General features: G+C 59.7%; 22 protein-coding genes. 8 read left to right on the forward strand and 14 right to left on the reverse strand.

What is annotated here, in order from left to right; genetic code table 11:
- The first annotated feature begins 124 nt into the window (after nucleotides 1–124).
- Nucleotides 125–991: a carboxylate/amino acid/amine transporter gene (locus tag KGB20_RS20300; protein WP_150813367.1), complete on the forward strand. Its 867-nt coding sequence runs from the start codon at nucleotides 125–127 to the stop codon at nucleotides 989–991.
- Between the two features lie 133 nt (nucleotides 992–1,124).
- Here the strand turns inward: KGB20_RS20300 and KGB20_RS20305 are convergent, their stop codons facing one another.
- Nucleotides 1,125–2,012: a LysR family transcriptional regulator gene (locus KGB20_RS20305; protein WP_150813368.1), complete on the reverse strand. Its 888-nt coding sequence runs from the start codon at nucleotides 2,010–2,012 to the stop codon at nucleotides 1,125–1,127.
- A gap of 158 nt (nucleotides 2,013–2,170) precedes the next feature.
- Here KGB20_RS20305 and KGB20_RS20310 point away from each other — a divergent pair, with 158 nt between their 5' ends.
- Nucleotides 2,171–2,815 carry a hydrolase gene (locus KGB20_RS20310; protein WP_008018228.1) on the forward strand — a complete coding sequence of 215 codons (645 nt, stop codon included), beginning with the start codon at nucleotides 2,171–2,173 and terminating at the stop codon, nucleotides 2,813–2,815.
- A 148-nt stretch (nucleotides 2,816–2,963) separates the two neighbouring features.
- On the opposite strand, the gene KGB20_RS20315 is transcribed toward KGB20_RS20310, so the two are convergent.
- Nucleotides 2,964–4,262 carry a mechanosensitive ion channel family protein gene (locus KGB20_RS20315; protein ID WP_154860787.1) on the reverse strand — a complete coding sequence of 433 codons (1,299 nt, stop codon included), beginning with the start codon at nucleotides 4,260–4,262 and terminating at the stop codon, nucleotides 2,964–2,966.
- Between the two features lie 192 nt (nucleotides 4,263–4,454).
- Between KGB20_RS20315 and KGB20_RS20320 the strand changes: the two genes are divergently transcribed.
- Entirely contained in the window at nucleotides 4,455–5,795 is a 1,341-nt protein-coding gene (locus KGB20_RS20320; protein WP_007972492.1) for a DEAD/DEAH box helicase, read from the forward strand.
- 62 nt (nucleotides 5,796–5,857) lie between these two features.
- Here KGB20_RS20320 and KGB20_RS20325 read toward each other — a convergent pair whose 3' ends face one another.
- Both KGB20_RS20325 and KGB20_RS20330 read right to left on the reverse strand, forming a co-directional pair.
- On the reverse strand, nucleotides 5,858–6,136 hold the full coding sequence (locus KGB20_RS20325) for a hypothetical protein (RefSeq protein WP_154860786.1): 279 nt from the start codon (nucleotides 6,134–6,136) through the stop codon (nucleotides 5,858–5,860).
- 189 nt (nucleotides 6,137–6,325) lie between these two features.
- A complete protein-coding gene (locus KGB20_RS20330; protein WP_154860785.1) occupies nucleotides 6,326–7,060 on the reverse strand; it encodes a DUF899 domain-containing protein in 735 nt (244 codons plus the stop codon).
- 194 nt (nucleotides 7,061–7,254) lie between these two features.
- Here KGB20_RS20330 and KGB20_RS20335 point away from each other — a divergent pair, with 194 nt between their 5' ends.
- A complete protein-coding gene (locus tag KGB20_RS20335) occupies nucleotides 7,255–7,647 on the forward strand; it encodes a hypothetical protein (protein ID WP_057715967.1) in 393 nt (130 codons plus the stop codon).
- A 122-nt stretch (nucleotides 7,648–7,769) separates the two neighbouring features.
- On the opposite strand, the gene KGB20_RS20340 is transcribed toward KGB20_RS20335, so the two are convergent.
- The 3 genes from KGB20_RS20340 to KGB20_RS20350 all read right to left on the reverse strand — a co-directional run bounded on the left by KGB20_RS20340 (nucleotide 7,770) and on the right by KGB20_RS20350 (nucleotide 9,834).
- Nucleotides 7,770–8,639 (reverse strand): DUF6279 family lipoprotein, encoded by an 870-nt coding sequence (locus KGB20_RS20340; RefSeq protein WP_154946890.1) that lies wholly within the window; start codon nucleotides 8,637–8,639, stop codon nucleotides 7,770–7,772.
- Nucleotides 8,640–8,716: 77 nt separating this feature from the next.
- Nucleotides 8,717–9,439: a TorF family putative porin gene (locus KGB20_RS20345; RefSeq protein ID WP_154946887.1), complete on the reverse strand. Its 723-nt coding sequence runs from the start codon at nucleotides 9,437–9,439 to the stop codon at nucleotides 8,717–8,719.
- Between the two features lie 206 nt (nucleotides 9,440–9,645).
- A complete protein-coding gene (locus tag KGB20_RS20350) occupies nucleotides 9,646–9,834 on the reverse strand; it encodes a hypothetical protein (protein WP_015096330.1) in 189 nt (62 codons plus the stop codon).
- 351 nt (nucleotides 9,835–10,185) lie between these two features.
- On the opposite strand from KGB20_RS20350, the gene KGB20_RS20355 reads away from it, so the two are divergent.
- On the forward strand, nucleotides 10,186–11,022 hold the full coding sequence (locus tag KGB20_RS20355) for a S1 RNA-binding domain-containing protein (protein ID WP_154946885.1): 837 nt from the start codon (nucleotides 10,186–10,188) through the stop codon (nucleotides 11,020–11,022).
- A gap of 194 nt (nucleotides 11,023–11,216) precedes the next feature.
- Entirely contained in the window at nucleotides 11,217–12,149 is a 933-nt protein-coding gene (locus tag KGB20_RS20360) for a DMT family transporter (RefSeq protein ID WP_154946883.1), read from the forward strand.
- On the opposite strand, the gene KGB20_RS20365 is transcribed toward KGB20_RS20360, so the two are convergent.
- Complete coding sequence (locus KGB20_RS20365; protein WP_154946881.1) at nucleotides 12,094–13,275, reverse strand: MFS transporter; 1,182 nt, start codon at nucleotides 13,273–13,275, stop codon at nucleotides 12,094–12,096. The genes KGB20_RS20360 and KGB20_RS20365 overlap by 56 nt on opposite strands.
- A gap of 104 nt (nucleotides 13,276–13,379) precedes the next feature.
- Between KGB20_RS20365 and ptrR the strand changes: the two genes are divergently transcribed.
- Both ptrR and KGB20_RS29040 read left to right on the forward strand, forming a co-directional pair.
- The gene (gene ptrR, locus KGB20_RS20370; RefSeq protein WP_150813376.1) at nucleotides 13,380–14,273 is read left to right on the forward strand and encodes a putrescine utilization regulator PtrR; all 894 of its coding nucleotides are present in this window, start codon (nucleotides 13,380–13,382) and stop codon (nucleotides 14,271–14,273) included.
- A 135-nt stretch (nucleotides 14,274–14,408) separates the two neighbouring features.
- Nucleotides 14,409–14,537: a PA1414 family protein gene (locus KGB20_RS29040; protein ID WP_007972508.1), complete on the forward strand. Its 129-nt coding sequence runs from the start codon at nucleotides 14,409–14,411 to the stop codon at nucleotides 14,535–14,537.
- An 87-nt stretch (nucleotides 14,538–14,624) separates the two neighbouring features.
- Here KGB20_RS29040 and KGB20_RS20375 read toward each other — a convergent pair whose 3' ends face one another.
- The 6 genes from KGB20_RS20375 to speB all read right to left on the reverse strand — a co-directional run bounded on the left by KGB20_RS20375 (nucleotide 14,625) and on the right by speB (nucleotide 20,241).
- A complete protein-coding gene (locus tag KGB20_RS20375; RefSeq protein ID WP_150813377.1) occupies nucleotides 14,625–14,876 on the reverse strand; it encodes a phosphopantetheine-binding protein in 252 nt (83 codons plus the stop codon).
- A 70-nt stretch (nucleotides 14,877–14,946) separates the two neighbouring features.
- Nucleotides 14,947–15,672, reverse strand: a complete 726-nt coding sequence (locus tag KGB20_RS20380) for an MBL fold metallo-hydrolase (RefSeq protein WP_150813378.1) — start codon at nucleotides 15,670–15,672, stop codon at nucleotides 14,947–14,949.
- A gap of 84 nt (nucleotides 15,673–15,756) precedes the next feature.
- Nucleotides 15,757–17,136 carry a sodium:solute symporter gene (locus KGB20_RS20385; protein ID WP_057715959.1) on the reverse strand — a complete coding sequence of 460 codons (1,380 nt, stop codon included), beginning with the start codon at nucleotides 17,134–17,136 and terminating at the stop codon, nucleotides 15,757–15,759.
- A 155-nt stretch (nucleotides 17,137–17,291) separates the two neighbouring features.
- Nucleotides 17,292–18,803 carry a purine-cytosine permease family protein gene (locus KGB20_RS20390; RefSeq protein ID WP_150813380.1) on the reverse strand — a complete coding sequence of 504 codons (1,512 nt, stop codon included), beginning with the start codon at nucleotides 18,801–18,803 and terminating at the stop codon, nucleotides 17,292–17,294.
- Between the two features lie 55 nt (nucleotides 18,804–18,858).
- Nucleotides 18,859–19,281, reverse strand: coding sequence for a YybH family protein (locus tag KGB20_RS20395; protein ID WP_057715957.1), 423 nt, complete (start codon nucleotides 19,279–19,281; stop codon nucleotides 18,859–18,861).
- A gap of 9 nt (nucleotides 19,282–19,290) precedes the next feature.
- A complete protein-coding gene (gene speB / locus KGB20_RS20400) occupies nucleotides 19,291–20,241 on the reverse strand; it encodes an agmatinase (protein WP_007984912.1) in 951 nt (316 codons plus the stop codon).
- Between the last annotated feature and the right edge of the window lie 265 nt (nucleotides 20,242–20,506).

The raw sequence follows: 20,506 nt of genomic DNA on the forward strand, positions 1-20,506 counted from the left end.
CTGACACACCGCTTTCGCGAGCAAGCCCGCTCCCACAAGGTTTTGCGTGTTTTCCGACAGGTCTTGGGGATCGCGATTCAAGGCAAAACCCGTTATCGTCGCCGCCATTCGAAATGAGGCGAGCATGGGCTATCTACTTTTTGTCACGCTGATCCAGGCGTTTTCCTTCAGTTTGATCGGCGAATACCTGGCCGGTCATGTCGACAGTTATTTCGCCGTGTTGGTACGCGTGCTGCTGGCAGGGCTGGTGTTCATCCCGCTGACCCGCTGGCGCTCGGTAGAGCCGGCATTCATGCGTGGCATGCTATTGATCGGCGCGTTGCAGTTCGGCGTGACCTACGTCTGCCTGTACCTGAGCTTTCGCGTACTGACGGTGCCGGAAGTGTTGCTGTTCACGATCCTCACGCCGCTGCACGTGACCCTGATTGAAGATGCGCTCAATCGTCGCTTCAACCCCTGGGCCCTGGTCGCGGCGCTGGTGGCGGTGGCGGGGGCGGCGGTGATTCGCCTTGACCGGATCAACCCGGACTTCTTCATGGGGTTCATGTTGCTGCAACTGGCCAACTTCACCTACGCCGCCGGGCAGGTGCTCTATAAACATCTGGTCGCGCGCCACCCGAGCGATCTGCCGCATTACCGGCGTTTCGGCTTCTTCTACCTCGGCGCACTGGCCGTGGCGCTACCGGCGTTCCTATTGTTCGGCAAACAGAACTTCCTGCCCGAAGCACCGTTGCAATGGGGCGTGCTGCTGTTCCTCGGCCTGGTCTCGACCGCTTTGGGGCTCTACTGGTGGAACAAGGGTGCGTGCCTGGTCAACGGCGGGACCCTGGCGGTGATGAACAACCTGCATGTGCCGGTGGGGTTGCTGATCAACCTGCTGATCTGGAACCAGCATGAAGAACTGGGGCGGTTGTTGCTCGGCGGTTCGGTGATATTGCTGGCGGTGTGGATCAGTCGGTTGGGTATACGCAAGCCTTTGGCCGTTCACTAAACTCCGGGTATCCCGATAAACCTGTAGGAGCGAGCCTGCTCGCGATAACGGAGTGTCAGTCGACAATGATGTTGCCTGATCCACCGCTATCGCGAGCAAGCTCGCTCCCACAGGAAATTGTGTGATCTGAAAATCACTTCGGCGCCAGTTGTCCTACCAGAAACTCGATAAACGCCCGGGTCTTCTGCGGCACCCGCCGTGCCGACGAATACACCGCATTGATGGTGATCGCCGGAGCCTGCCATTCACACAACACTGGCACCAGTCGCCCGGCCGCCAGCGCATCCTCGACGATGAAGTCGGGCAGCAGGGCGATGCCCATGCCGGCTTCGGCGGCCTGGGCGAGCAGGTCGCCATTGTTGGCGTGCAGTGGGCCGGTGACGTTCACCCGCTGGGTTTCCTTGCCATTGCACAGTTGCAGGCTGACACCGCTCTGCAGATACCCGTAGTTCAGGCATTGATGGGCGCGCAGGTCCTGCGGAGTCCGCGGAATGCCCGCGCGCTCGAGATAAGCCGGGGATGCCACCATGATGCGCGGCGCGGGTGCCAGTTGCCGGGCAATCATCGTCGAGTCGGGCATGCTGGCGATGCGGATGGTCACGTCAAATCCACCCCGCACGGGATCGACTTGCTGGTCGCTGAGCACCAGTTGCAGTTCGATGTTCGGGTTCTGCTCATGAAACAGCGGAATCAACGGCCCCAGCCGCCGAAGACCGAACGACATCGGCGCATTGACCCGCAACACACCGCGTAACTCGCCGATGCCGTCACGGGCGCGTTGCTCGGCCTCGTCCAGTGCCGCCAACACTTCCCGTGCTGCATCGAAATATTCGGCTCCGGCCTCGGTCAGGTGCAGGCTGCGAGTGGTGCGTTGCAGCAATTGCACACCGATAGCTTCTTCCAGCGCCTGAATCTGTTTGCTGACTTTCGAGCGCGGCACGTCCATGGCCCGGGCGGCTGCGGCGAAGCCGTTCTCGCCAACCGTGACGACGAAGGCGCGCATGCATTCGATGCGATCCATATTGTCCCTTTTTTGGAATCAATGATTCTCGATTTTAGGTAATTGTCCCTTTTATGACTAGCCCCTAAAGTGACATCCAAGCCGACAACAACGCCGCAGAAGGCAACGTCGACTAACCCCTTACCCATTCGAAGTATCGACATCAAAAGGAACGCGCCATGTCTATTCGTGAACTGCTCAACCCAACCAACTCTGCCCTGATCCTGATCGACCACCAGCCGCAAATGGCGTTCGGCGTTCAGTCCATCGATCGCCAGACCCTGAAGAACAACACCGTGGGCCTGGCCAAGGCGGCGAAGATCTTCAACGTGCCGACCATCTACACCTCGGTCGAAACCGAAAGCTTCAGCGGTTACATCTGGCCCGAATTGCTGGCTGTGCACCCGGATCAAAAGCCGATCGAGCGTACTTCGATGAACTCCTGGGAAGACAAGGCATTGGTAGACGCGGTGAAAGCCACCGGTCGCAAGAAGCTGATCATTGCCGCGCTGTGGACCGAGGTCTGTCTGACCTTCCCGGCACTGGAAGCCCTGGCTGAAGGCTACGAGGTGTACATCGTCACCGACGCCTCCGGCGGCACCAGCAAGGAAGCCCACGACATGTCGGTGCAACGGATGATTCAGGCCGGCGCGGTGCCGGTGACCTGGCAACAAGTGTTGCTCGAATACCAGCGTGACTGGGCGCACAAGGATACTTACGAGGCAGTGATGGAACTGGTGCTGGAGCACAGCGGCGCGTACGGGATGGGCGTGGATTACGCCTACACCATGGTGCACAAGGCACCGCAGCGGCAGGTCAAGTAACCCGCAAATTCTGAAAGCGATGTAACCCCTGTGGGAGCGGGCTTGCTCGCGAAAACGGAGTGTCAATCGACATCAATGTTGAATGACCCACCGCATTCGTCGGAACGCCGCCCGGAGCAAGCCCGCTCCCACATTTGTTTTTGTAGTGTTACATCACGCGTTTTTCGGCTTCGGGAATGTGACTTGCACCCAGCACTGCCGGCAGCAGCCCGGCACGCAAATCCGTACCGCTCGGCTGCTGATAAAGGCTCAACCCGAATTCCGGCAGCACCGCCAGCAGGTAGTCGAAAATATCCCCCTGAATCCGCTCGTAGTCGGCCCACGCCGTGGTGCGGGTGAAGCAATAGATTTCCAGCGGAATACCCTGGGCCGTGGTCTGCATCTGGCGCACCATGCAGGTCATGTTCGGCTGGATCTCCGGGTGACTCTTCAGGTAGGCCAGCGCATAGGCGCGGAACGTGCCGATATTGGTCATCCGCCGGCGGTTGGCGGACATGGCCGCGACGTTGCCCTGGGCTTCGTTCCAGGCCTTGAGCTCGGCCTGTTTGCGGGTCATGTAGTCGGTGAGCAAGTGCACCTGGGACAGTTTCAGCTCCTCGTCGTCACGCAGAAAGCGTACGCCGCTGGCATCGATGAACAGGCTGCGCTTGATCCGGCGGCCGCCGGAAGCCTGCATGCCGCGCCAGTTCTTGAACGACTCGGACATCAGGCGCCAGGTCGGGATCGAGACGATGGTCTTGTCGAAATTCTGCACCTTGACCGTGTGCAAGGTGATGTCCACCACATCGCCATCGGCGCCCACCTGGGGCATCTCGATCCAGTCGCCGACCCGCAGCATGTCGTTGCTGGTCAATTGCACGCTGGCGACGAACGATAGCAGCGTGTCCTTGTAGACCAACAGAATCACCGCCGACATGGCACCCAGGCCCGACAGCAGCAACAGCGGCGAGCGGTCGATCAGCGTAGCGACGATGATGATCGCGCCAAACACGTACAACACCAAATTCGCCAGTTGCACATAGCCCTTGATCGAGCGGGTGCGGGCGTGTTCGGTGCGGGCGTAGATATCCAGCAGGGCATTGAGCAGGGCGCTGACCGCCAGCAGCAGAAACAGGAAGGTGAAGGACAGCGCGACATTGCCGAGGAAATTCAGGCCGGTTTTGCTCAGGTCCGGCACCAGATTGAGGCCGAACTGGATCACCAGCGAAGGCGTGATCTGGGCCAGGCGATGGAACACCTTGTTCTGTAGAAAATCATTGACCCAGTGCAGGGGCGGCTGGCGACTGAGCATTTTTGCCGCGTGCAGAATGAGGTAGCGCGCCACCCGTCCGAGGAACAGCGCAATTGCCAGCAGCAGCAACAGCGACAGGCTGGAGTGCACGAGCGGGTGCTGGTCGAGGGCACCCCAAAGGTCCAGGACGTTGGTCCAGAGCTGTTTGATATCCATGGTCGAAAACGATTCTTCTGTAAGGCGCGAGAGGGGATTAGAGCATTTAAGACGCTTTGTATTACGTTTCGGGAAAAATCAGGCAACAAAAAACCAACTGTTTACCGCCATTTGTATAAAGAAACTCGGCCTGAGCGCTCGAAACCGTTACCCTATGCAGCTGTTTTTTTGCATTTCTTCGAGGTAGCACCCGTGTTTTCCCAATTCGCCCTGCACGAACGCCTGCTCAAAGCCGTGGCCGAGCTGAAATTTGTCGAGCCAACGCCTGTGCAAGCCGCGGCCATCCCGCTGGCGCTCCAGGGGCGTGACCTGCGGGTGACGGCGCAAACCGGTAGCGGCAAAACCGCTGCATTCGTTTTGCCGATCCTCAACCGTCTGATCGGCCCGGCGAAAATCCGCGTCAGCATCAAGACCCTGATCCTGCTGCCGACCCGCGAACTGGCCCAGCAGACCTTGAAAGAAGTTGAACGCTTCTCGCAGTTCACCTTCATCAAGTCCGGCCTGATCACCGGCGGTGAAGACTTCAAGGTCCAGGCCGCGATGTTGCGCAAGGTGCCGGACATCCTGATCGGTACGCCAGGCCGGATGATCGAACAGTTGAACGCCGGCAACCTCGACTTGAAAGAAGTTGAAGTCCTGGTGCTCGACGAAGCCGACCGCATGCTCGACATGGGCTTCGCCGAAGACGTTCAGCGTCTGGTGGACGAGTGCACCAACCGTCAGCAGACCATGCTGTTCTCTGCCACCACCGGTGGTTCGGGCCTGCGCGAGATGATCGCCAAAGTCCTGAACAACCCTGAGCACTTGCAGCTCAATGCGGTCAGCCAGCTGAACGACACCACCCGCCAGCAGATCATCACCGCTGACCACAACCAGCACAAAGAACAGATCGTCAACTGGCTGCTGGCCAACGAGACCTACCAGAAGGCCATCGTCTTCACCAATACCCGGGCCATGGCCGACCGTATCTACGGCCGCCTGGTGGCGCAGGAATACAAAGCGTTCGTGCTGCACGGCGAGAAAGACCAGAAGGATCGCAAACTGGCGATCGACCGCCTTAAGCAGGGCGGCGTGAAAATCCTTGTGGCCACCGACGTCGCCGCTCGCGGTCTGGACGTAGATGGCCTGGACCTGGTGATCAACTTCGACATGCCGCGCAGCGGCGACGAATACGTGCACCGTATCGGTCGTACCGGTCGCGCCGGTAACGATGGCCTGGCGATTTCACTGATCTGCCATGGCGACTGGAACCTGATGTCGAGCATCGAACGCTACCTCAAGCAGAGCTTCGAGCGCCGCACCATCAAGGAAGTCAAGGGCACCTACGGCGGACCGAAAAAGGTCAAGGCCTCGGGCAAGGCCGTCGGCGTGAAGAAGAAAAAGACCGACGCCAAGGGTGACAAGAAGAAAACTGCCGCCAAGACCCCGACCAAGCGCAAGAGCGCGAACCGGCCGAAGAGCGATTCCCTGGTCAGCAAGGACGGCATGGCCCCGCTCAAGCGCCGCAAGCCGGAAGCGCCAGCGGCTGAGTAAATCGTTGCAAGCGACCCATAAAAAACCCGGACACTGTCCGGGTTTTTTATGTCTGATGATTATCAACTCTCGGTTTTCTTTTCTGCCGAGTCCAACTCCTTCAAGCGCTGATCGATTAACTGACACTTGTCCGGCAGGTCCTTGGCGGCAGTGCCCAGGTCCATTTTCTGCAACTCGTCGTTGATCTCCTTGGCCTTGGTCGGGTTCTGCTCGGTGAGCCTGGCCACTTCCCGGGCCAGTTGTTCGCGTTTGGCGGTGGCTTCCTCGAGGGTGCAGGCCCAGGCAGGCAGGGCACAGGTGAGGGTAGCGGCGAGAGTGAGCTTCTTCAGCAGTGGTTTCATGGGGGGCGGGCCTCAGCTCTGGTCAAGGCGGGTTATTCGGTTGAGCGTTGGCCCCTGGGGAAAGTTCAGCCTGTGATATTTGCGTTGGTTGTCAGCGCCTTTTCGCGGGCAAGCCCACGGGTTTTGTGAACACCGCAGAAACTGTGGGAGCGTGGCTTGCCCGCGAAGGCCGCGCCTCGGTGTCTGGGGTTAACCACCATGACAGCAGCTCGACTTCTCCTGTTCCTCATATTTGTCGTGATGCCGCACCCACTCCATGATTTCGTCTTCGTTGCGACCCTTGGGCGTCAGGTCCAGGTAGTTGTAGGCGCCGACCAGCATGTCCAGGCCCCGGGCATAGGTGGAGTAGGTATGGAAAATTTCGCCGGCGTCATTGCGATAAAACACGCTGAGACCGGGGAGTTCCTCCTCGGCGCCGTCGGTTTTTTCGTAGTTGTATGTAGCCTTTCCGGCGGCGACGTCTTCGGCTCGGGCGGTGACGCCAAAGTCGTAGTTGAAATCGCAGCCTTCGGACGACACCCAGTCGAACTTCCAGCCCATGCGCCGTTTGAACGCCTGGAATTCGGCGAACGGTGCGTGGGAAACCGCTACCACGGCCACGTCATGGTGGGCCAGGTGCTGGTTGGCGCCGTCGATGTGATCGCTCAGGTACGAGCAACCGGGGCAGCCCTCATCCCAGCCCTCGGCGAACATGAAGTGGTAGATGACCAACTGGCTGCGCCCCCCGAACAGGTCCGCCAGTTTCAGTTCGCCGTCGGGTCCCTGGAAGTGGTAGTCCTTGTCGACTTTCACCCAGGGCAGGGCACGGCGTTCGGCGCTGAGTCTGTCCCTTTCCCTGGTGAAGGCTTTTTCGTGGGCCAGGTGCTCTTTGCGGGCGGCGACCCATTCTTCCCGCGATACGACGGGATGGTTCTGAATGTTCATGTTGTTTTCTCCTGCGTGGGGCGGGGAGGTGACTTACACAGCCTAGTCGTTTGGCTTGCATGGATTTCGACATGCCGCCGGTCGGTCGTCTGCAAACGCCCGGCTGAACGGTGGCCGGGCGTACCGGTCACAACCTGTAAGGCCCGTTCAATTGCACGGGCATCAATCGAACGGACACCGGAGGTTGAATCAGGATGACGACTTACAACTGGGACTTGATTGAGCGCTTGCTGCATGAAGTGCAAAACAGCGCGGGCCACAGCTTCACGCCGCGGCCTTACGCCGAACAGCATGCCGCGCAGAAGGCTGCGGAAGGCGAGCCGATTGAAAATCTTGATCACTTGAAAACGGTGGCTGGAGAGTACGAAAAGTTACTGTTGGCGCGTGGCTATATCGCGCCGCGACCTGAAGACGAAGGTGGCACGGGCACCAATTACATTCTGACGGCGCGGGGTTCGCGTTTGTTGAGCCTGATCGACAGCAGTATTCCCGGCAATGATCACCCGCGGCAGGTCCTGGACGAGCAGGCGGATGCGCTGGATGAGATGACGTTCGATGAGGTAGCGTCGAAAGCGCAGATTGCCTGATGTTGTGTGATCCCCTGTGGGAGCGAGCCTGCTCGCGATAGCGATTTCAGCTTCAGTATTGATGTTGACTGACGCACCGCAATCGCGAGCAGGCTCGCTCCTACATGCGACTTGTGTTGCAGTCAGTCCTGTTTCGCCGCTTTCAGGCACTTCAAGTCGTTGAAGTCCTTCCTCACACCTTCAATTTTCTTCAGCAACCGTGCGCGCTGGTTCGGCGTGCTTTCAGCCATCAGATCCACGAACAGTGAACGCGCCTGGGCTTCGGTGTTGGTAAAGGCCTGTCGATAGGCAGGTGTCCACAACTTCTCGCGATTGACCAGAAGTGTCTCGATTCGTTGTGGGAATTGTGGACTCTGGCGTTGGGCAACGGCCGCGCTGAACTGATTCTGCCAATGGACCCGGTTGGCAAGCCACTGGGTGTTCTGATCGCCCAGGGCGCTGGACCATGTGGCTACCCGCTGTTGCTGGGTGGTGCTCAGTGGCCCGAGCCAGTCATTCAGGCGCTTCTCCATGCGGGCGCTGCGCTCCTTGATCTGCTGGTCGAGGGAGGGTTTGAGGTATTCCTCCTGGCGTTTGCGCCGGTCCTTGGCGAAGGCGTCGTTCATTTCGGCGACTTGCTTGTCATCCAGCCTTTGCAGCAACTCGATGGCCGACGGGGTGATTTCTCGCGCGGTCTCTGCGATCGCCTGTTCGGCTTCGTGGGCGCGGGCCTGCAAGGCGGCATCGGTGACCTGGTTGGTAGCGACCATGGTTTGCAGGCGGTCCAGCCAGTCGAGATAGCCGGGCAGTTGGGTGGTGCAGTGCCAGCTCAGGTGTTCTTTCAGGCGCTCGTCCAGCCAGATTTTTTGCTCGCCGTTCATGTCCAGGTAGTCGCTGAGCGTCCAGGGGATGATCACATCGAGATTGCGGTAGGCCAGGCCCACGCGGCTGCACGCGCCGAGGGCGAGGGTAACGGTCAACACAACGGCGAAATGTTTGAACCAGCGGGACATGGGCGATTCCTTGCGAAAGCCAGTCTTCGGGGTCTGATTCTCATGTGAACCCGGGAGGAGCCCGGCAGTTCAGCCGATCAATAGAACGCGCGTTCGGCCTTGAGCGTCACCAGCCCGTCGCACTGGCTGTTGTGCCCGGCATAGGCCGAGCAACCGCTGCCGTTCAGGCTGGAGTCACTGTAGATCAGGTCAAGGTCGATGCCCATGAACGGGCGGGACAATTTCAGCGACCAATCGGTAAAACTGCCTACATACCCGCCATCCACCGCCACTGGCGTATTGAATTGGTGGGTGGTGTATTTCAGGCTGATGCCGACACCGAACGGTTGATTGCCGCTCAAGTCAGCGAACAGGGTGTTGTTCTGTTTGTCCGGGTCATTGCTGAAGGCGATGCCGAAACGGCTGCCGAGCAAGGTCAGGCCGCCGAACAGTTCCTGGCTGTCAGGGGGCGTGACTTCGGGGTAGCTGTAGCGGATCAGGCCCACTTCGTAGCCGAGGGTTTGGTCGAAGGGTTGTTTAAAACCCATGTAGGAGTCGATCTCGAGGTCTTTCCCTGGGCTGATGCCCATGCTGGGCGACCATTGGCCCACGTAGAAACCGCTGTCGTGGCTCAGGTCCAGGCCACCGTGGAACGAGCCGACGGTCGAGGGTTTGATCAGGCCCTGGGCCATGCTGCGGGTGGGGGTGGTGCCAAGCTTGAGGTCGAAGCCCCCCAGCTCACGCTGAAAGATTTGTGCCTGTGCCACGGAGCATGCCAGCAGGCTGCCGAGTAATGCCGAAAGGTAGAAAGATTTGAGCATGCGTCACTCCATGAACTGCGAGGGCAGGCTGGTGAACCCGCTGAAACGCTTGATCCAGACGTGTGCAAGGATACCGGCGAATGATCGGCAATGTAGGCCGTTCGTCGATTTCTACGGGATTTGAAGGAGTGCCGGAGGAGTAACGAGGGTTCCAGTCCAAGCGCTTCGAAGCTCAAAGCGCTTTGGGACCAGGTGACGCGAGGGGATTACTTTTTGCCCAGGGTGATCTGCTTGGACGGGCCGAACGTCTGGCCGCTGACGCCTTTGGCAATTTGCTGGATTTCACCGCCGGACTTGAGGAACGCAGCGATCTGGCTGTTGATCGATTCGCTGGTTTCGACGGCTGGAGCTGGCTTTGCTTTGCTGGTGGATGCTTTTACGCGCATGGCGGCCATTAACCTGTAGAAAATTAACTTGGCCAGGCATCGTACAGGAATTGCCTGATAATTGCTTGGCAAATATCCCCTTGGCATATTCGTGAGCACGGGGTAATTGGTCCCCGGCCAATATTCGAAATATGCACCTAAGCCGCTGTTTTAACTAATAACATTGCCTGGAAAAATACCGCGTCACGCTTGCCTGGGCATGGCGTAAATGCCCGGAACGGCCTGACGAGCGGACGAGGTGCGATGAAAACCCGGGAAAATTAAGGGCTTCAGGGAGATTTTCTCGCGCCACCGGGCCGGCTGCCGAACGCGGCGCTTAAAACCGGGTAGAATGCCGCCCACGCAATGAGGGTATTGGACATGGCTTTAGTCGGGCGTTACAACAGTTTGCAAGTGGTTAAACACACTAACTTCGGTTTATATCTGGACGGTGGCGCGGAGGGCGAAATCCTTCTGCCTAATCGTTATATTCCAAAAGATATTCCTACCGAAGATGAAGACTGGCTCAACGTTTTTATTTATCTGGACAGCGATGACAAACTCATCGCAACTACTGAAAAACCGAAAGTTCAAGTCGGTGAATTCGCCAGTTTGAAAGTTGTTGAAGTCAACAGCATCGGCGTATTCCTGGACTGGGGGTTGCCGAAAGACCTGTTGCTGCCGTTCTCCGAAGAGAAGCGCCAGATGACAGCGGGCGAGTATGTGGTGGTGCACGTCTATCTCGACAAGCACACCCGTCGCATTACCGCGACCGCGCGCCTGGACCGCTACCTGGACAAGACCCCGGCCAACTACACCGCGGGCCAGGAAGTGGATCTGCTGGTGGCCGAAGCCACGGACATGGGCTTCAAGGCCATCATCAACAACAAGCATTGGGGCCTGATCCACAAGAACGAAATCTTCAAGTTCATGCGCGCCGGTAAAGAAGAAAAGGGCTTCATCAAGGAAGTTCGCGCCGACGGCAAGATCAGCCTGAGCCTGCAACCGGTCGGCCAGGAAGCGGCCACCAGCCTGAACTCGAAGATCCTCGCCAAGTTGCGCGAAAACAACGGCAGCCTGGCGGTGAGCGACAAGAGCGATCCGGCGTTGATCAGCAGTCTGTTCGGTGTCAGCAAGGGCAACTTCAAGAAGGCCATCGGTGCGTTGTACAAGAACGGCCAGATTGTCATTCATGCCGATCGTATCGAACTCAGTTGATGCGCTGACAAGACAGAGGGCCAGGATGGCGCAAGCAGAGAAGTAGAGGTCTCTGGCAGGCGGCATTTTCTGGCCTTCTGGTTAATAATCGACAACATGATTCTTCGCCCCGGTGTTTTCTTTTCAACGAGAAGGCCGGGGCTTTGCTTTTACTGCCGAGTCTTTGCCATGGATTGTGTCTTCGAGGTGTTCCGGTGAGCGCCACCCGGCGCAGCGCCGACGGGTTTGCCCTGCAAGTGATGGTCGGGTTGTGCCTGATCTGGGGCGTGCAGCAGGTGATGATCAAGTGGGCAGCGACCGATATCGCGCCGGTGATGCAGGCGGCTGGACGTTCCGGTATGTCGGCGTTGCTGGTCGGGCTGCTGATCTGCTGGAAGGGCGGCTGGAACCAGGTAGGTACGACCTGGCGCGGCGGTCTGTTGGCCGGTGCCTTGTTCGGCCTGGAGTTCTTCTTCATTTCCGAAGGCCTGCAACTGACCACGGCGGCGCACATGTCGGTGTTCCTCTACACCGCACCGATCTTCACCGCATTGGGGGTGCACTGGTTGCTGCCCAGTGAGCGATTGCGGCCCTTGCAATGGCTGGGGATTGTCCTGGCGTTTATCGGGATTGCCATCGCGTTTGCCGGCGGGGTGTCCTGGGACAACCTTGATTACCGCATGTTGATGGGCGATGCCTTGGGTGTGCTGGCGGGTGCCGCCTGGGGCGCGACCACGGTGGTGGTGCGCGCCTCGCGCCTGTCGGAAGCGCCGGTGACCCTGACGCTGTTCTATCAGTTGATTGTCGGCTTCTTCGGCTTGTTGTTGATTGCGCTGCTCAGCGGCCAGATCACCCATGTCAGCCTGACCCATGTGGCGGTGGCCAGTGTGCTGTTTCAGGGCGTGGTCGTGTCGTTTTTCAGTTACCTGGTCTGGTTCTGGCTACTGCGCCGTTACCTGGCGGCCAACCTTGCGGTGTTTTCGTTCATGACGCCGTTGTTCGGCGTCACCTTCGGTGTGGTACTGCTCGGCGAGGAACTGAGCCTGAACTTCGTCATCGGTGCCGTGCTGGTATTGGCGGGCATCACTTTTGTCAGCGCCGAGCAGTGGTTGCGCCGTCGTTTGCGCAAAGCCCTCGGGCAGCATTGACCGGCGCGAGCAATAGACCGCCGGCGATCAACAAGCCGCAGCCGGCGACCACCAGTGCCGGCTGTAAACCGCCACTGAAATGACTACTCAGCGCCGCCAGCAATGGCCCGCTGAGCTGGCCCACGGCAAAGCAGGCTGTCAGCAGGCCGGCATTGCGCTGGGTGGCATGGGGCGCCAGTTCCCGGGAGCGTTGCATCACCAGTTGCATACAGGCCAGGAACGGCGTGCCGCACAGGATCACACCTAACGCCAGGCCTGGACCGTTGCCCAGCAGGCAGGCGAACACGCCCGCGGCTTGCAGCCATAACGTCGCCATCAGCCAGTGACTCGTGGCGCCAGGTTTTTGCCGACGCAGACTCACCAGCACCACACCGGTTGCCGCCGCCAGGCCAAAGCATGGCCAGAACAGGTCGGCCTGCCATTGGCCATGGAATTGCGCGTTGGCCATTTGCGACAAAAAGGTCGCGGGAATGATGTAGCCCAATCCGTACAAGGCATAGATCCAGCCAAGACGACCGATGCCTTGATTGCCCGAGGCGCTGGCGCTGGGTGCAGCAGTCGCGGTGACACTCGGTTGTGGCAGGAACGGCAGGATCCCCAGCAGCATCGCCAGCCCCGTGGCGGCGTACACCAGCCACAAGGTGGCGGAAGTCTGGCCCAGCAGATTCGAGCCCAGGGCCAACAGACCTGTCAGAAAAATCCCCAAACCGGGTCCGGCGAAGACCAGGGCTCCGAGCCGAGGACGACCGGCCGCTGCCGCGAGGGGTTGGCTCAGGGCGGTAATCATCACCAACACCCAGGCGCTGGCCACGCCGGTGCCGAAGCGCAGCAACAGGTGCGACCAGAAACCATTGGCCCAGAACGACGCCAGGGTCAGCAGCACGCACAGCCACAATCCGCCGAACAAGCGTCGGCGCACTTGTGGCGGACGCCGGGAAAACATGGCATCCACTGCGCCGATGAAATAACCGAGGTAGTTGGCGGCGGCAATCAGCCCGGCGGCAGTCAGGTCGATCTGGCCTTCGCTGAGCAGGTGCGGCAGCTGTGGTGTCAGGGCAAAACGGCCGATGCCCATGGCCATCATCAGGGCAACGAAGCTGGCGGATAAGCGAATCAGGGGAGACATGGTCTGGAGTCCGTCTGGAGGATCAATGACCGTCAGGCTAGGACTGATTGACTTTCTTTAAAAATGAATAATAGTGAGTAACTTGTTCTTTTTTGGAGAATGTCGTGGAGTTCAGCCAATTGCGCATCTTCCAGGCGGTGGCAGAGGAAGGATCCATAACCCGTGCCGCCGAACGGCTACATCGAGTTCCGTCGAACCTGTCGACCCGGCTCAAACAGCTGGAAGAGCAATTGGGTGTCGAACTGTTCCTGCGCGAACGTCAGCGCTTACAGTTGTCGCCTGCGGGAAAAGTCCTGCTGGACTACACCGCCAGGCTGTTTGCTTTGCGCGACGAAGCCAGCGCGGCGGTGCAGGGCGGGCAACCGGCGGGAGACTTCGTGCTCGGCACCATGTACAGCACGGCGGCGATTCACCTTCCGGGGCTATTGGCGCATTACCACCGTTTGTATCCGGCGGTGAACCTGCAAGTACAATCCGGCCCCAGCGGTGAACTGCTCGAAGGCCTGCTCACCGGTCGACTCGATGCGGCGCTGGTGGATGGCCCCCTGGAGCTGGCCGGACTCGACGGGGTGCCCTTGTGCGACGAGCGCCTGGTGCTGATCAGCGAGGCCGACCATCCGCCCGTGCGCAGCGCGCTGGATGTGCAAGGTCGCTCGGTGTTCACCTTTCGCCAGGGCTGCTCCTACCGCATGCGCCTGGAAGCCTGGTTCGCCCATGATCATGCGGCCATGGGCCGGGCGATGGAGATCGAGTCCTATCCGGGAATGTTGGCGTGTGTAATTGCCGGTTCCGGTGTGGCGCTGATGTCGGAGTCGATGCTCGCCAGTCTGCCGGGCCGTGAGAGTGTGGCCGTACATCCTTTGGCCGAACCGTTCGCCAGTGCTACCACCTGGCTGATGTGGCGCAAGGGCATGGTCGGGGCCAACCTGAATGCCTGGATCGAGCAGCAACAGGTGGTTTTTCCACAGGCACATGTGCGGGCGCAGGACATTGCCTGAACGCAGGCTGATTTTGATGGATTCAGTAACAGATCATTGTGACTTTGCGCGAGCATTGCGTAGGACTTCGGACTATTATCTGTACGAAGGGGCTACAGTACTTTGGCCGCTCGGCACTACCCTGAAGGGGGCATCATGAAAGAGAAAATCCAAAACTGGCTGCATGACTTGGGCGTTGCTCTCGGTTTGATCGAGCCGCCTCTGCAACCCGTGCCTGTTCGTACTGACGACGAACAACGTCGGCGCCAGCAGCGGCGCCGGTAATGGCAGATAACATCTGACAGGTGAAAGGTTTTCCCGTGGCGAGGGAGCAAGCTCCCTTGCCGCTTCGTGTACGTTTGATTACCAGACTTAGTACCGCCCGATCTCCAGCAAGAACCGGCTTAAATCATTCACCGTCCTGGCGGTCTTGAGCATCCGGTCTTCTTCCGCGGTAAACGCCGTGACACCCAGTTCATCTTCCAGATGGAAGATCAGTTCTTCGATATCTTTTTTATCCAATCCCAACTGCGCCAGGCTGGCGTTGTCGTCGAAGTCATCCCGGCCTTCCAGCAGGCGACTGATGTAGCGATGTACGACAGCACGAAGGGCAGCTTCTTTCATGATCGTTCTTCGACGAGGTGGGTGCAGTTCTCCCTGCCGATGCAGTTCCTGCCGTTGAGTACAGCAGGCTTTAGCCGTGTGAGCGCTGCCATTGGTCGATCATGCTACGCAAATGCTCCCCGGAAAAACTGCCGAAGTGCCCGCCATGCACCGTGCGGATCGATAGCGTGCGCAATCGTTGCAGGCTGCGGGCGTAGTCATCGAGATTGGAGTGGTAGGCGTCTTCGATTAGCGGGCCGTCGTAGATGATGTCACCGCTGAACAAGGTCTCTGTGGCGGCTTCGTACAGGCAGATGCCACCGGGCGAGTGTCCCGGTGTGTGCACGACCTGCAACACCCGATTGCCCAGGTCCAGCACATCGCCATCTTCGACAAACCCCGTGGCCGGTGCGGCCTTGACCCGGTATTCGGCGTAGCACAGCGGGCAATCGGGGTGCGCCTCGAACATGTCGTCGCCGACAAAGGCTTTGCTCAGGTCGTTGTTGCCATCGGGTGCCGCGAGAATGTCCGCCTCGGCCGGATGCACCAGGCGTTCAGCGAACTCGTGATGACCGGCGATGTGATCGAAATGGCAGTGGCTGGCCACGGCCACCAGCGGCCGCTCGGTGATCCACGGCAGTTGCTCGCGCAGGCTGACCAGGCCCGAGCCGCTGTCCAGCAGCAGGTCTTTGTCACGTCCCTGGATGTGCCAGAGGTTGCAGCGGTAGAAGGGGCGGATGTACGGCTCGTGGATCAGGCGGATGCCGTCACTGAGCGGTTTCACCTCGAACCACTGGTCACGAGAAACAATCTTCATGAACGTTTTCTCCAGGCGAAAAAAAACGAGTGTGGCAACCGACGCCACACTCGTCGAAGAAAGCATCAAGTCGTTATGTTCAGCTTAGGCAGCGCTGGCCACTGCTGCCGTGCGGCGGGACATCAAGCTCACCACCACGAAACTCACCAGGCCTACACCGAGGCTGTAGTAGATCGGGGTGTTGGCATCCAGACCGTCCTTGAACATGAACAGCAGCGCGGTGGCGAAGCCCATGCCCATGCTGGCGATAGCGCCGGCGGTGGTAGCGCGTTTCCAGAAGATCGCACCCATCAGCGGGATCAGCATGCCGCCTACCAACAGGTTGTAGGCCAGGGTCAGGGCGCTGATCACGTCGTTCACGATCAGAGCGATGCCCAGTACCACGATGCCGGTCAACAGGGTGAACAGGCGGTTGATCGCCAGGCTCGACTGTTTACCGCCACGCAGTTTCGGCAGCAGGTCTTCGGTCAGGGTGGTGGCGGCGGCCAGCAGGCCGGCGCTGGCGGTGGACATCATGGCGGCCAGTGCGGCAGCGATCACCAGGCCACGGATACCGTCCGGCAGGGACAGTTTCACGATCGCAGCGAAGGCGTTGTTGACGTTGTCGAGATCCGGGATCAGTACGTGTGCAGCCATGCCGATCAGGGCGCAGGCCAGGCCGTAGAGGATGCAGTAGATACCGGCAGCGGTACCGGCAACCTGAGCCACTTTGGCGGTCTTGACGGTGAACACCCGTTGCCAGATGTCCTGACCGATCAGGATGCCGAAGAAGTAGATCATGAAGTAGGTGATGATGGTGTCCCAGCCGATGGTGGTGAAGCTGAAGCTCGCCGCCGGCAGTTTCATTACCAACTCATCCCAACCGCCAACGCGGTACAGGCAGATCGGCAACAGGATGAACATCAGGCCGACAGTCTTGATCACGAACTGAACGATGTCGGTCAGGGTCAGGGACCACATGCCACCAATGGCCGAGTAGATCACCACGACGCCGCCGCCGAGCAGGACCGAGATCCAGAACGGCAGGCCGAACAGCACTTGCAGCACGGTGCCGATTGCCAGGATCGAGGTCACGCCGATCATCAGCGCGTAGGCCAGCATGATTACCGCGCTCGCGGAGCGGGCCATCGGGTTGTAGCGTTTTTCCAGGACCTGGGTAACGGTGTAGATCTTCAGTTTCAGCAGCGGTTTGGCGAGGAACAGGTTCAGCGCCACGATCCCGCAACCCAGGGCCGCACACAGCCAGAAACCGGAGATGCCATGCACGTAGCCCAGACGCACGGTGCCCACGGTGGACGCACCGCCCAGGACGGTGGCAGCCATGGTGCCCATGTACAGGCTTGGGCCGAGGTTACGACCGGCGACCAAAAAGTCTTCGTTGGTCTTGGCCTTGCGCATGCCGTAGTAGCCGAGTATCAGCATCGCGGCGGCGTAGATGAGTACGACGAATAAATCCAAAGCCATTGTGGCGTGTCTCCGATTGTCTTTTTTATGTGAGGCTGAAAATCAATCCCTTGTGGGAGCGGCTTGCTCGCGAAGACGGCGGCACATTCAACATTGATGTGACTGACCGATCGCTTTCGCGAGCAAGCCCGCTCCCACAGGGGGAACGCGTTGAATCAGGCGACTTGACGCATCGCCGGTTTAGCGAGCGAATCCGTGCTCTTGCTGCGAGGGTCGTTCGGACCGAACACGGCGCTCGATTCCGGGAACAGGCTCAGCAGAACCAGGTACACCAACGAGGCCAGGCCCAGGGTCACCGGCAGGCTGATGTCGATACCACCGGCCATTTCGCCCAGCGGCCCGACAAACTGACCCGGCAGGTTCACGAAGCACAGGCCAACGGCCGCGCTCGGGATCCAGGCACCCAGGCCTCGCCAGTTCCAGCCGTGGGTGAACCAGTAGCGGCCACCTTTCTCGCCGCGGGTGAACACTTGCAGGTCATCCGGGCAGTAGAAGCCGCGACGCACCAGCAGGCCGATGATCATGATCACCATCCACGGGGTGGTGCAGGTGATGATCAGCACGGCGAAGGTCGACACGCTCTGTACCAGGTTGGCCGCGAAGCGCCCGATGAAGATGAAGGCAATCGACATCACACCGATCAGCAGCGTGGCCTTGACCCGCGACAGCACCCGAGGGAACACGCTGGACATGTCCAGGCCGGTGCCGTACAGCGAAGTGGTGCCGGTGGACATGCCGCCGATGACCGCGATCAGGCACACCGGCAGGAAGAACCAGCTCGGCGATACCGCCAGCAGGCCGCCGACATAGTTGTTGGCCGCGATGTAGTCCGGTGCCTTGACCGCTACGATAGTGGCGGTGACGAGGCCGAACAGGAACGGAATCAGCGTGGCGAGTTGCGCGGCAATCACCGACACCATGATCCGGCCTTTGGGCGTATCACGGGGGATGTAGCGCGACCAGTCACCGAGGAACGCACCGAAGGAGATCGGGTTGCTCATGGCGACCAATGCTGCCCCGATGAACGCAGCCCAGAATCCGGCCTGGCCCATGGCTACGGTGCCGGCGTACTGACTGTCGAATGCAGGGGCGAAAGCGAAAACGCCCAGCAGGAACAGCAGGCTGGCCGCCCACACCGCAATGCGGTTGACCCACAGCATGAAGCGGAAACCATAGATGCACACGGTCAATACCAGCAGCGCGAACAGACCGTAGGCCAGGCCCAGGGTCAGATCGGTTTCCGGTAGATCGATCAGGCGTTTGGCACCGCCCACCAGTGCATCGCCCGAACTCCAGACGGAGAGCGAGAAAAACGCGATAGCGGTCAGCAGCGACAGGAACGAACCGACGATTCGCCCGTGCACGCCGAAGTGCGCACCGGAAGAGACGGCGTTGTTGGTGCCGTTGATGGGTCCGAACAGGCCCATCGGCGCCAGGATCAGCGCACCGAGTACCACGCCCAGCACAATCGCCCAGACGCCAGCCTGAAAGGACAGGCCGAACAGCACCGGGAAACTGCCGAGCACGGCGGTGGCAAAGGTGTTGGCGCCGCCGAAGATCAGGCGAAACAGATCGCTGGGCTTGGCGTCACGCTCATTGTCCGGGATCTGTTCGACCCCGTTTGTTTCGATGCTGCTAAGGCTTTTTTCGTTGTTTTTGTTATTCATGATCAGCTCCGATCATAAAGGCGCGCTCATCGTGCGTGAGCGTCACCTGTGTTGGCTAAGGGGGTGGCAGCCCTTCCGGCATCGCGGATAAATGTTCGTGGCAGGCCAGCCATAGGCCTTGTTGTTCTTGGCCAGACGCTTGTTTCTTGAAAACAATCGTCTCGCGCTCCTGGCTGAAGTGTTGCTCCCCTTGCATGCGCAACTCGGTGGCCACGTCATGGATGAAAATCGCCACGTCACCCTGCAGGCTGACGAAAGCGTTGCTTGAAGTGCACGAGAGCACCTCGAAGCCATCCTCAGAGCGCCAGCCGTCCCACATCGCCTGATAGGCGTCGCGCGACAGCAGGGGCTGTTCGAGGGTGTAGAAGACGAAGCTGGCATCGGCGCTGAACGCGCCGAAGTAGGCTTCGCGATCGTTACGGGCAAAAGCGGACACCAGATCGGCGGCGGCCTTGAGAACCTGATCACGTTCGCTCATGACCGATCCTCAGCGGTGGACTACGCCAGGCAGTACGCAGAGCATTTCGTACAGCAGGTTGGCGGCCAGCAGCGAGGTGTTGCCGGTGGTGTCGTAAGCGGGCGAGACTTCTACCAGATCGCAACCGACCAGGTCGAGGCCTTGGCAGCCACGAACGATCTCGATCGCCTGAATGGTCGTCAGACCGCCGATTTCCGGGGTACCGGTACCAGGTGCCCAGGCCGGGTCGATGCCGTCGATGTCGAAGCTCAGGTAAACAGGACCGCCGCCGACTTTTTCGCGGACTTCAGCCATCAAGGGCTCCAGCGATTTGTGCCAGCACTCTTCAGCCTGAACCACACGGAAGCCCTGGTTGCGGCTCCAGTTGAAGTCGTCAGCGGTGTAGCCCTGGGCGCGCAGGCCGATCTGCACGACACGGTCCGGGTCCAGCAGGCCTTCTTCAACGGCGCGACGGAAGGTGGTGCCGTGGGCGATTTTCTCGCCGAACATGTGATCGTTCACATCGGCGTGGGCATCGATGTGCACCAGGCCGACCTTGCCGTGCTTTTTATGGATGGCACGCAGGATCGGCAGGGTGATGGTGTGGTCGCCGCCCAGGGTCAGCGGGATCACGTCGTGTTCGAGGATGTTGTCGTAGGACTCTTCAATGATCCGTACGGCATCCAGCAGGTTGAAGGTGTTGATCGCGATGTCGCCAATGTCGGCAACCGACAGCGAGTCGAACGGCGCAGCACCGGTGGCCATGTTGTACGGGCGAATCATTACCGATTCAGCGCGGATTTCGCGAGGCCCGAAGCGGGTGCCGGGGCGCAGGGAGGTACCGATGTCCAGGGGCACGCCTACGAAGGCAGCGTCCAGGCCGGCAGCGGTATTCAAATGGGGGAGTCGCATCATGGTGGCGATGCCGCCGAAGCGCGGCATTTCGTTGCCGCCCAGTGGTTGGTGAAGAATCTTGTCCACGGGTAGGGCCTCATCGTCGTTGTTTTATTTATGTCGGTTGCGCCGTTCACGGAAGGGACGGGCGCACCTTGTGGCGCCGATTCTGCGAAATGTAGTGGCCGGGAAGAATCGCTACGGGCAAATACTTAGTTCAGATTTTTCTAAACTAATGGAAGTGGCAGCGTTAGACTTCACCCCATACGCAAAACCCAATGCCGGGAACAAACCTGGTGGGGGCGAGCTTGCTCGCGATAGCGGTGGGTCAGTCAACATTGATGTTGGCTGT

This window comes from Pseudomonas sp. BF-R-30 (genome assembly GCF_019956175.1).
In the GTDB taxonomy this organism is placed as follows: Bacteria; Pseudomonadota; Gammaproteobacteria; order Pseudomonadales; family Pseudomonadaceae; genus Aquipseudomonas; species Aquipseudomonas jessenii.